Here is an 11,313-nt window from a genome sequence, read left to right on the forward strand (position 1 = left end):
TCATGTCGGATGACGCTTGCGCTTATCCGACCTACGAAACTTCAGCCGTTGCGGGGTGGATAAGCGTAAGCGCCCTCCAGCCGTTGTAGGGTGGATAAGCGTCAGCGTCATCCACCACTGTCCCTTGCATCAGCCTCCCGGGAAAATAATCTCCAGTGACTGACAGGCTTCTTCCCAGCCGCTGCGTTCAAAAATCCCTTGTTGTAAAAAAGCTTCCAGTTGCGGCCACAACACAATCGCTTTATCGAGCTGCGGATCACTGCCTTTGGCATACGCGCCGACGCTGACTAAATCGCGGTTACGCTGGAAACTGGATAACAGTTGTTTGAAATGACGAACACGCGCGTAGTGCGAATCGGTAATTAATGACGTCATGGCACGGCTGATGGACGCTTCAATGTCGATTGCCGGATAGTGACCCGCTTCGGCAAGCCGGCGCGACAACACGATGTGGCCATCAAGAATGGCGCGTGCGGAGTCGGCAATCGGGTCTTGTTGGTCATCGCCTTCGGTCAGCACGGTATAAAACGCGGTAATTGACCCGCCGCCGTGAATACCGTTACCCGCACGTTCAACCAGTGCCGGGAGTTTGGCAAAAACCGACGGTGGATAACCCTTGGTTGCTGGCGGCTCACCAATGGCGAGTGCGATTTCACGCTGCGCCATCGCATAGCGGGTTAGGGAGTCCATAATCAGCAATACATGCTGACCACGGTCACGGAAATCTTCGGCGATGCGCGTCGCATATGCCGCACCCTGCATACGCAATAACGGTGAGACATCCGCGGGTGCCGCAATCACCACCGAACGGGCGCGGCCTTCAGGGCCGAGGATATTCTCGATAAAGTCTTTTACTTCACGGCCACGCTCGCCGATTAACCCCACGACAATCACATCTGCCTGGGTATAACGCGCCATCATGCCTAACAGCACGCTTTTGCCGACGCCGGAACCGGCGAACAGGCCCATACGTTGCCCACGCCCGACTGTGAGCAGCGCGTTTATCGGGCGCACGCCGACATCCAGCACGTGTTCGATGGGAGTCCGTTGCAACGGGTTAAACGGCGCAGCACCCAGCGCACCCATGGTGGTGGTTTCCGGGGCGGGAAGGCTGTCGAGCGGACGGCCACTGCCATCAAGCACGCGGCCTAACAATGCCGGGCCGAGCGGTAATTGTTTCCCGCTGTGCAGACCCCCTTCACTGGTGGCACGGGCGTAAACGCGCGCGCCAGGCAAAATCCCTTCGACCTCTTCAAGAGGCATCAGGAACAGTTTTTTGCCATTAAACCCGACCACTTCACACTCGATGTCTCTGGAGTGCTGTTCGATAATGCAGGTTGCACCGAGCGGCAATTGCAGGCCGGTGGCTTCCAGCACCAGACCGGTTGCGCGGGTCAGTCGGCCATAACGGCGAACGGTCGGTAACTGCGACATCTTCGCTTCGAAGTTATCGAGCGTGTTGAGCCAGCGTGTTAAACGGGCGGTCATCACAACACTCCAGGTGCGGCAAGACGGCAGAGTTCCTGCCAGCGGGTCGCCACGCTTGCGTCGAGATCGCCTTCGTCAGCGGAAACTTTACAGCCACCCTGATGCAGGCTCGGGTCACCGCGTAACCGCCAGCCATGCAGGCTGAGTGTTGCGCCAAGCATCTCTTCCACGCGTTGTAAATCATCGGGATGTACACGCAATTGCGGTTTCCCACTGAACAGCGGCTCCTGCTGTAACAGTGTCTGGATCTGTTTTATCAGCGCGCTGTTATCAATGCCTTTTGACTCACCGATAACCTGGCGTGCCGCCTCCAGAGCCATTTGCATCAGACGCGAAGCGATGACGCTATCAAGGGCATCCAGCGTGTACTGGAATTCGCTGACCAGTTGTTGCATCCGCGCGTGAACCGGCGCTTGCTGTTGTTTGGCTTCAGCCAGACCCTGTTCAAGACCTTGCTGAAATCCGGCTTTGCGACCTTCTTCCGCGCCAGCCGTATGCCCTGCGGCATAACCCAGTTGATGACCTTGTTCGTGGGCCTGCATCTGCATTTGAGCCAGAGCCTGCTGTAAATCCGGCTCGCTCTCTTGTGGCGCGTGCTCGTCCTCGTCAGCAATAGAATCGGACGAGAACATTGGCTCGAATGACTGCGAGGGAGGCGCCAGATCGTCTGGCGTCCAGATTTTCCACGGAAGCCCGTTAGACATAGGTATCCTCGCTGGTGCCAATCACCATCTCGCCGGTTTCTGCCAGACGACGAACGATAAGCAGAATCGCCTTCTGTTCGTTCTCCACCTGCGACAGGCGAACCGGCCCGCGGTTGGAGAGGTCGTCGCGCAGAATATCTGCCGCACGTTGCGACATGTTGCGCAGGAACTTCTCGCGCAGCGGTTGCTCGGCACCTTTGAGGGCGATAAGCAGCGATTCGGATTCCACTTCCTGCAACAGGCGCTGGATGCTGCGGTCGTCGACTTCGACCAGGTTTTCGAACAGGAACATCTCGTCGATAATTTTTTGTGCCAGCTCGCCGTCGAAGTCGCGAACCGCAGAGATAACCGCTTCTTCCTGCTGAGTTTTCATCAGGTTGATAATTTCGGCTGCGGTTCTTACGCCGCCCATTTTGCTGCGCTTGAGGTTTTGGCCGTCGAGCAGGTTGTTGAGCACTTCGGTCAACTCAGCCAGTGCTGCTGGCTGGACGCCGCCGAAGGTCGCGATACGCAACATCACATCGTGGCGTAAACGCTCGTCGAACAACGCCAGAATATCTGCCGCCTGGCCACGTTTGAGGTGCACCAGGATGGTCGCGATAATTTGCGGGTGCTCGTCGCGAATAAGATCCGCGGCACTCTGCGGTTCCATAAAGTTGAGCGTTTCCATGCCCGACGTGGTTTCGCGGGTTTCGAGAATATCTTCCAGCAGGCTGGAGGCACGCTCTTCGCCCAGCGCTTTTATCAGGACAGAACGCAGATAATCGTTGGCGTTCACCGACAGCGCAGCGTACTGCTCGGCTTCTTGTTCGAACTCGGCCAGCACTTCGGTCAGTTGCTTATTGGAAATCTGGCGAATGCTGGCCATCGCGGCACTGAGATGCTGGACTTCACGTGGGCTGAGGTGCTTGAACACCTCAGCCGCACGGTCTTCACCAATGGTCATCAACAGAATTGCGCTTTTCTCTGTTCCGCTAATACTCATAGTTCGTTACTCATCCATTGACGTATAACCAGCGCGACCACGCGCGGATCGTTATCAGACATCTCGCGAATACGCTGGCTCATCACTTCAGCGCTAAGTTTTTGATTAACTTTACGTTGTTGCTGCTGTTCGTCTTTGGTCAGGCGTACAGAAACCGCATCTTCTTCTTCAACACGCTGGCGTTGGGCTGCCACTTGCGCCTGCTGCACCGCTTCTTTGCGCTGGATGAGTGGGCGAACAACTTTGCGCCACAGCAGCCAGGCGACAATCAACACCAGCAACCAACGGCCCGCAGACATCAGCATTTCGAAGAAGGCTTGTTGTTTCCAGAACGGCAACTCAGTGCTGGTTTCGTCAGTGGCGCTAAACGGTGAGTTAACGACATTCAGCGTATCGCCGCGTTTATCGGAATACCCCATCGCTTCGCGCGTCAGATTCTCAATTTGCTTCATTTGTTCGGCGGTTAACGGCAGAGGTTTGCCATCGGTAAGCTGGCGATAGTTAACCACCACCGCGACCGACAGACGCTGAACATCACCGACGTTCAATTTGGTATGCAGAATGGTGCGGTCGACTTCGTAGTTGGTGGTCTCGTCACGCTGAGTGTTACTCGAGCCGGTCTGCGCGGATGTTGACGTGGCCTGGCTTTGTTGTGGCTGACCATTTGCTGGCGTGGCTTGTGGAGGCGTGGAAATTGGCGCGTTATTCGGTGGAGCCGGTTGGTTGGACAGCGCACCCGGCACCCCGCCTGGGTTACGGCCATTCACTTGCTCGCTTTGGTTGAGCTGGCGAGAACGCACCGCGGCCTGAGAAGGATCGCTGTTCGGGCGATACTGCTCCTGAGTTTGTTCTTTATTAGAGAAGTCGATTTGCGCGGTGACCTGCGCGTGAACATTATTGCTACCCACAATCGGACCGAGAATCGCTTCGATACGGCGCTGGTAGCGATTTTCGACATCCATCGCATATTTCAGCTGCGCATCGTTAAGATCACGGCCTGCGGTATTGGACTGCGTCAGCAGATGCCCGCCCTGGTCGACCAGCGTCACATTGCCTGGTGGTAACCCGGCAACTGCACTTGAAACCATATGCACGACGGCACTGACTTGTCCTTCATCTAACGCACGGCCCGGCTCAAGGCTCAGGGTTACGGAAGCAGAAGGGGATTTTTGTTCGCGGACAAACAGTGAAGGTTTTGGCATCGCCAGATGCACTCGTGCGGTTTTGACCGGGCCAAGCGTTTCGATAGTGCGGGCGAGTTCACCCTCCAGAGCACGCTGGTAGTTCACTTGCTCGCTAAACTGACTGATACCAAACTTTTCTTGATCCAGTAATTCGAAACCGACCGCGCCGCCTTTCGGCAACCCTTGTTGCGCCATGCGCAAACGTAGATCGTAGACTTTTTCTGCCGGGACCAGAATCGCACTGCCGTTATCAGAGAAACGATAGGGCACATTCATCTGGGTGAGCTGAGTGACGATAGCACCGCCGTCCTGCTCCGCCAGATTGCTATACAGCACCTTGTAGTCAGGCGTTTTGGCCCACAGCACCAGCGCAATAATAATGGCGATAGCCGCAGCACCTGCGACCATCAGCGGGATTTTAGGATTTGCGCGAATACGGGACAACCACTCCTGGGTTTTGTTTTGTGGCGTTTGTGCCTGGCCAGCAGCGGTCATTGAGCACCTCGCAGCTGGACGTAGACAACATATTTAATAGACAGAGTGAACAAAACGAGCTCCCACAACAAAAGTTCCACAAAGATGGCAACGTCATTATTTTCTTTCTGAAAATTTTCGATGGCTGAATTAGGTCTATTTATTGCTGCTATTTACCGCCTTTATCCTATTGACAAGGTGTTAATCTTGCCGCGTTTAAAATCACTGGGGCAGGGGAAATGGCAATTCAGGGCATTGAAGGCGTACTTCAGCAGTTGCAGGCAACCGCGCTGTCAGCGGGGAATCAGGTTCAGAATTACGAGCCAAAAGTAAGTTTTGCCGGCGAGTTGCAGGCAGCGCTTGGCCGTATCAGCGAGACACAAACCTCTGCCCGTACTCAGGCTGAAAAATTTGCCCTCGGCACACCCGGTGTTGCGCTTAATGATGTGATGGTCGATCTGCAAAAATCGTCGGTTTCGCTACAGATGGGTATCCAGGTGCGAAACAAGATGGTGTCGGCGTATCAGGAAGTGATGAATATGCAGGTTTAGAGGCTTAAGCTATTTGATATATAAAGAGAATGCTATCAAATGGCTTTTGCATGGGGCATGGATTTGCCGAATAATCACTTACCTGAGTAAGCTCATTCGGATTTACTGACTTGAGACAAATCCAATTATTTGGGTAAATTGGTGGGTTATTTTTTAATAAATCAATACACCTAAAGCATGAGATTTAATAATAGTTATTGGGTTAACGCCTCGCGCTTCTCCAGAATAACCATTTTATTGCTGGAAATAACGGTGCTATTAGACGGGACGCTTTTTAAAACCAGCGTTCCAACGCCAATTGTCACGTTGTCACCTATCTCTATATCATCACCAATGATGCAGGAATGTGCGCCGATATTAACGTTATTTCCCACTTTGAATTTGATGTCGACGCCATTCTTATTGCTGCCAAGGGTGCAGAACTGCCTGATGGTAAAATTGTCACCAATGACGCAGTTTCTGTTAATAATCATTGAGTTGCCGTGCCAGATTTTAAACCCTTTACCAATCTTTAAATGGTAATTGAGTTCAACGCCAAATAGCCCTTCATTAACAACTCTATTCAAAATCACAAACAGTAGAGAGATCGGATACAGCGCCTTGGTTTTGGCGTGAATAGTTGCCATTCTGAAAATTAAAATAATGAGCTTAGATTTAGCGGTATTGATTTTTAAGTCATATTTTAAAGTGGACAAGAAATCACGCATGGCAATATTCCATTTATAGTTTATAAGAACAATCTTAATTCATAATGAGGGGTTCGCCAGTGCGCAGATGACAAATTTCAATTGTCCGGGTGCGTTGCTTGCCGCATCCAGGCGGGCTTACGATATCTTTAAATGGTGCGGAGCGGGGGATTTATGCTGTATGCCACCAAACTGGCGTTGAGTTATCGATAGCAACGGGCTGCATCTTTGACACCCAACAAACCGGTTATCACGCAAGTCTGATGACGAACATTGACGGCAAGTCGCTGAAACACTGGCGAGCTAAGTGCTTTAATGCGAAAATTATTTTTTCTCCGCAGTCAGGAAAGATGATGAAGAAGATTGCATTATTGACAGTGTTGCTGGCGTTGAGTGGCTGTGTGCAGGTTGACGATTACCGCGAAGTGGTGAAAACCCCTGCGCCTGCTGGACTTGCCGGTTACTGGCAATCGCAAGGGCCGCAAAGTGAGATGGTGAGTCCTGAAGCAATAGCGACGCTGGTGGTCACGCCTGCCGGGGATACGCTGGATTGCCGTCAGTGGCAGCGAGTGATTGCGTTGCCAGGTAAACTGACATTGCGTTCAGACGACTGGTATAACGTTACCAACAAGCGCGAAGTTTATAGCGTTGAGCGCACTGGCGATACGCTGGAATATGCGGGGATGACGCTGAAACGTGTTGATCGCCCGACGCAAGAATGTGCTGATTTCTTGCAGAAAAACCCGCTCGAAACGAAGTTGCCGTAAAACGGTGGATGTCGCCCTGGCTAATCCACCCTACAAAAGATTTTCGTAGGTCGGATTAGCCAGGGCGACATCCGACATCCTGCGTGCAAACGGACGCTATAACACTTCTTCCATCACCCAGACGCTTACGCTACCGCCATTACAGTAGAAGGTTGCGCTACCGGTGACATCAGTCGTCACGACTTCATCGCGATTGCCCAGATAATCCCGCCAGTTTTTACCACCGTAATTGTCGCCAAGCGTAATGGTTTTCTCGCCGTCGTCGCCGTTTGATAACACCACCACACAGCCCGGATGTTCATCTGTCCCGCTGCGACTGAACGCGATGCAGTTAGGATGATCGAAATAAAGGGTTTGCAGGCCGTGAGCAAAGCGCTCGCGGGCATGAATCAAATCATCCAGCTGTTCAATGACCGGCATATCGATGTGATAAGTCTCGCCATCCCCGCCTTCATCGTCATAGCTCGCACCGAATAAATCCGGGTAGAACACGCTTGGCACACCGTTCTCGCGCAGTAAAATCAGTGCATACGCCAGCGGCTTGAACCACGGTTCAACAGGTGCTTCAAGGGATTGCAACGGTTGCGTGTCGTGATTGGCAACCAGCGTCACCGCATGGAACGGGTCAGCTTCCACCAGGGTGCCGGTGAAAATCTGGCTCATGTCGTATTCACGACCTTGCTTCGACGCGTGGTGGAAATTCATTTGCAGGGGGGCGTCAAACAGCATTGTTTTGCCATCGACCTGTGCGATATATTCCTGAAGCTTATCCACTTCATGCGACCAGTATTCCGCGACGATAAACAGCGGCTGTTCGGCCACTTCCTGAACGTGCTCAATCCACTCCTTGTAGAACCACGCCGGAATATGTTTAACCGCATCCAGGCGGAATCCGTTACAGCCGGTTTCCTCCATCACCCAGCGCGCCCAGTATTTGATCTCTTCGGTCACCGCATGATTGCGGAAATCGATATTCTCGCCCATCAAATAGTCGAAATTCCCCAGTTCATCATCGACCTGATCGTTCCAGCCTTCGCCGGTATAGTCGTTGATGATTTTAAATATGCCGTCTTCGGTCGGGTTTTCGATGTAGTCGACGCCGCTAAAGCATTTGAAATCCCAGATAAATTCCGAGTATTTTCCCGCACGGGCAGGGAAGGTGTAGCGTGTCCAGGCTTCGCATTCGATCACTTCGTCGTGTATCTCGTTACGATTTTCTTCGTTAACGCGATTCACGCGAATGTGCTCTTTTTCGTCCGCCCCCATTTTGTGGTTGACCACTACATCAAGCAGCACGGCGATGTCATTTTCTTTTAAGGCTTTTATCGCTGCCAGTAATTGTGTTTTGTCGCCGTATTTGGTCGCCAACGAGCCTTTTTGATCAAATTCGCCGAGGTCAAAAAGATCGTAGCAGTCATAACCGACCGAAAAGCCACCGGAACTGCCTTTATAAGCAGGCGGCAACCACACCATATTGACGCCAATATCATTGAGCGTTGCTGCACGTTCGGCAACTTCCGCCCACAGCTTGCCCCCACCGGGGTAATACCAATGGAAAAATTGCAACAAGGTTGGGTTTATCATCTAAGGGGTTCCTCTTTGGCAGACAAGCTGAAGTATGGAACACATTAGGAAAATCGGCGGATGAATAAATAGTTATTTCATCCGCACTTCATTTCAGCCTTCGTTTGGATAAAGGATATTACCTGCAAGACTTCCATAGGTTGTATTAAGATTTTGTTGACGAGATGTTTGTACCACTAATGCTTGAAGTTCCGACATGCGCTGTTGCAGCAGCATTTTGAGTTCCACCTCATTATCAAGGATTTCCTTGATCAAGGGGAGGATCTGCGCTTGCATCGCTTGAGATTGCATGCTCGCATCCTGGAAAACAGCTATTTTTTCTACCGTGCCAACATATTCCACTTCTCGCTCAATGAGTTCCTCCCACAATCCTTCATGGGCGAGCTTGAGCATATCTTGGCTGGCCGACAACAGCCGCTGGTAGCATCGGAGCAATTCAATGTTTGCATCCATTATCAGAAGTCCTGCACTTTATGGTAATTCGGACCGATCTCTTTCCAGGCATCTGCGATATTTGTCAGAAGAGTTTCGACTTCATTAATTGCTGAAACATCATTATGCAAGTTGGCCTGTAGCAGGCGGCGAGTCATATATTCGTAGAGTTCGTCCAGGTTTGTGGATAATTCACCGCCGACCTCATGGTTGAGGCCAGCACGTAACCCATTGGTAATAATATTGATTGCTTTAGACAGTGCCTGTCCTTTACCAGGGATATCTCCCTGGTCTATCAGGATAACGGCCTTTTTCATGGCACTCAGGGCGCCGTCAAACAACAGTACGACCAGCTGATGCGGGCTGGCGCTCATGACAGCGCTTTCAACACTAACCTGAGCGTAAGCCTGGATCCCGGTTTTGTTATACATAGTTAACCCTTACATTAACCGTTCATGGCATTAAACTGCTGCGTCAGATAGCTACCAGTCTGATCCAGAGAGGAAACCAGGGTACTTAAGCTGGTGAACTGTGTTTTGTAGCGGGTCATAGTGGCTGTTATCTGAGCATTAACGCGATCGTATTGATCGGACAGCTGTTTCAATGTTTTGTTTATGCCGTCAGTGGCATTCTTCAGCGATCCATCAGTACCAAGAATATCGTTGAGCAAGTTGGTGGTTTGGGTGGCAAAACCGGTGGTCTTTCCGTCGCCTGACAGGAAGTTCACCACGTCCACAGACTTGTTGTTCAGCGCGTCGTTAAGCTTAGTGCTATCGACAGTCAACTTGCCCGAAATGTCTTGCGTCACGCCAATCTGCGAAAGGATATGAATGCTGCTTGTCGCATCACCCTGAGAGCTCGAGAGCATTGAGCGCAGACGAGTCTGAATGTTACGCAATGTCCCATCGCCTAACAGGTCGCCGTTGCTGGAGTCTTGCGTGGTATTACCCTGATCTACCTTGGTGTATTTGGTCTGATTACCGATGGTAGTTTGCAGCGAGTTATAGGCATCGGCAAAATCCTGAACGGCCTTCACCATCGGATCGTTATCTTTAACAATCGTCAGGGTTTCCGGGCTACCTACGTTGGTTTTGGTCAGGTTCAACGTCACCCCTTCCGGAGCATCGGTGATGGTGTTGCTGCTACGAACGATGTTGACGCCGTTGATGTTGACCTCGGCATCTGCCGCGGCAACTTTTTGCGTCATTGGGTTTGTTGCGCTGGTTTTGTCGTAACCAATGTAGCCCGCGAGCGTGCTGTCATTGGTGCTGATGGTCATTTCATTAATTGTGCCGGAATCACGAGAGGTGATGGACAAATAATAGCTATTGTCATCAGCCTTAATGATGCTGGCCGTCGCGCTGCCCTGCTGCTTGTTAATCGCGTCACGGATGTCTGAGAGGCTGGTTTTATCAGCATCCAGCGTCACGATCATTGGATTTTTCTGTCCAGGCTGAGTGATGGTGACCGTGCGGCTCGCCATCGAGCTGTCTCCAAGATCGGTATCTTTGCTGGTGGCTTTTGCGGAAAGCAAAGATTGCGCCGAGGCCAGATGAGATACTTCCACCGAATAAGTACCTGCTGAAGCTGTATTAGCAAGCGTTGTGCTAAAAGCGCTGTTGGTGCTGGTGATTTTGCTCGAGGCAATAGCGGAGGTATTTTGTAAAGCAGCAGCCGCAGTTTGTACTTTATTAAGCGCCGTTTGCACGACGTTCCACGCAGTGAGTTTTGCTTTATAAGATGTTTGCTGCGAGGTAATAGGGGTTAATTTTTGCAGTTCTGCCGTCTGCAAATTGTCATACAGGGTGTTGAGATCCAGACTGGTACCTGCACCGAGTGAGCTAATACTTGCCATTATTTCTTCCTTCTTGGGTGACAATCACTGGTAATAGTATCGGCAGCGAAGCGGAGAATATTAGCGACAATTTTTAGAAGCAATGGCGAAATAAGGTGCAGTTAGTTTCCACACTTTTTGGCTTTGGATTTTTTAACTTTTCTTCTAAAGGTTGGGAAAACGTTGTCGATAATCAGGATGACGGTGAAGAAGCCGCAGGCAGTTGCCTGAATCTGATAAATTTTTTAAGGAATAACATCATGGCAGTAATCAACACAAACACCCTGTCGCTGATGACTCAGAACAACCTGACTAAATCTCAGTCTTCTCTGGGCACATCGATCGAGCGTCTTTCTTCCGGTCTGCGTATCAACAGTGCTAAAGATGACGCTGCAGGCCAGGCGATTGCTAACCGTTTCACTTCTAACATCAACGGTCTGACCGTTGCTGCCCGTAACGCTAACGACGGTATCTCTCTGGCGCAGACTGCTGAAGGCGCGTTGAGCGAAATCAACAACAACTTACAGCGTATCCGTGACCTGACGGTTCAGGCGCAGAACAGCTCTAACTCCGCATCCGACATTGACTCCATCCAGTCTGAAGTTAACGAACGTATGAAAGAAG

Annotated in this window: 11 protein-coding genes and 1 pseudogene; 3 read left to right on the forward strand and 9 right to left on the reverse strand. The window is 51.3% G+C overall.

Annotated features, from left to right (window positions below; genetic code table 11):
- Nucleotides 1-129: 129 nt before the first annotated feature.
- From fliI to fliF, 4 genes are read right to left on the reverse strand one after another with little or no spacing between them, the layout of a single operon-like run.
- Nucleotides 130-1,488 (reverse strand): flagellar protein export ATPase FliI, encoded by a 1,359-nt coding sequence (fliI, locus tag WBL83_RS18460; protein ID WP_424590491.1) that lies wholly within the window; start codon nucleotides 1,486-1,488, stop codon nucleotides 130-132.
- Entirely contained in the window at nucleotides 1,488-2,192 is a 705-nt protein-coding gene (gene fliH, locus WBL83_RS18465; protein ID WP_424590492.1) for a flagellar assembly protein FliH, read from the reverse strand. Before fliH ends, fliI begins: the two co-directional genes overlap by 1 nt.
- Nucleotides 2,185-3,177, reverse strand: coding sequence for a flagellar motor switch protein FliG (gene fliG / locus WBL83_RS18470; protein ID WP_424590493.1), 993 nt, complete (start codon nucleotides 3,175-3,177; stop codon nucleotides 2,185-2,187). The genes fliH and fliG overlap by 8 nt, the downstream gene beginning before the upstream one ends.
- A complete protein-coding gene (gene fliF / locus WBL83_RS18475) occupies nucleotides 3,174-4,856 on the reverse strand; it encodes a flagellar basal-body MS-ring/collar protein FliF (RefSeq protein ID WP_424590494.1) in 1,683 nt (560 codons plus the stop codon). Before fliF ends, fliG begins: the two co-directional genes overlap by 4 nt.
- A 218-nt stretch (nucleotides 4,857-5,074) precedes the next feature.
- Here fliF and fliE point away from each other — a divergent pair, with 218 nt between their 5' ends.
- Entirely contained in the window at nucleotides 5,075-5,386 is a 312-nt protein-coding gene (fliE, locus tag WBL83_RS18480; RefSeq protein WP_424590495.1) for a flagellar hook-basal body complex protein FliE, read from the forward strand.
- A 194-nt stretch (nucleotides 5,387-5,580) separates the two neighbouring features.
- On the opposite strand, the gene WBL83_RS18485 is transcribed toward fliE, so the two are convergent.
- A complete protein-coding gene (locus WBL83_RS18485; RefSeq protein ID WP_424590496.1) occupies nucleotides 5,581-6,093 on the reverse strand; it encodes a serine acetyltransferase in 513 nt (170 codons plus the stop codon).
- 332 nt (nucleotides 6,094-6,425) lie between these two features.
- Here WBL83_RS18485 and yedD point away from each other — a divergent pair, with 332 nt between their 5' ends.
- Nucleotides 6,426-6,839 (forward strand): lipoprotein YedD, encoded by a 414-nt coding sequence (yedD, locus tag WBL83_RS18490; RefSeq protein ID WP_424590497.1) that lies wholly within the window; start codon nucleotides 6,426-6,428, stop codon nucleotides 6,837-6,839.
- A gap of 96 nt (nucleotides 6,840-6,935) precedes the next feature.
- Here the strand turns inward: yedD and amyA are convergent, their stop codons facing one another.
- From amyA to fliD, 4 genes are all read right to left on the reverse strand, one after another.
- Entirely contained in the window at nucleotides 6,936-8,423 is a 1,488-nt protein-coding gene (gene amyA / locus WBL83_RS18495; RefSeq protein ID WP_424590498.1) for an alpha-amylase, read from the reverse strand.
- Between the two features lie 93 nt (nucleotides 8,424-8,516).
- Nucleotides 8,517-8,876, reverse strand: a complete 360-nt coding sequence (fliT, locus tag WBL83_RS18500) for a flagella biosynthesis regulatory protein FliT (protein ID WP_424590499.1) — start codon at nucleotides 8,874-8,876, stop codon at nucleotides 8,517-8,519.
- Between the two features lie 2 nt (nucleotides 8,877-8,878).
- Nucleotides 8,879-9,286 (reverse strand): flagellar export chaperone FliS, encoded by a 408-nt coding sequence (fliS, locus tag WBL83_RS18505; protein ID WP_424590500.1) that lies wholly within the window; start codon nucleotides 9,284-9,286, stop codon nucleotides 8,879-8,881.
- A 14-nt stretch (nucleotides 9,287-9,300) separates the two neighbouring features.
- A complete protein-coding gene (gene fliD, locus WBL83_RS18510) occupies nucleotides 9,301-10,710 on the reverse strand; it encodes a flagellar filament capping protein FliD (RefSeq protein ID WP_424590501.1) in 1,410 nt (469 codons plus the stop codon).
- Nucleotides 10,711-10,949: 239 nt separating this feature from the next.
- Here fliD and WBL83_RS18515 point away from each other — a divergent pair.
- A pseudogene (locus WBL83_RS18515) lies at nucleotides 10,950-11,313 on the forward strand (flagellin FliC); the annotation flags it as partial.

The organism is Buttiauxella sp. (assembly GCF_049686335.1).
Taxonomy (GTDB): domain Bacteria; phylum Pseudomonadota; class Gammaproteobacteria; order Enterobacterales; family Enterobacteriaceae; genus Buttiauxella.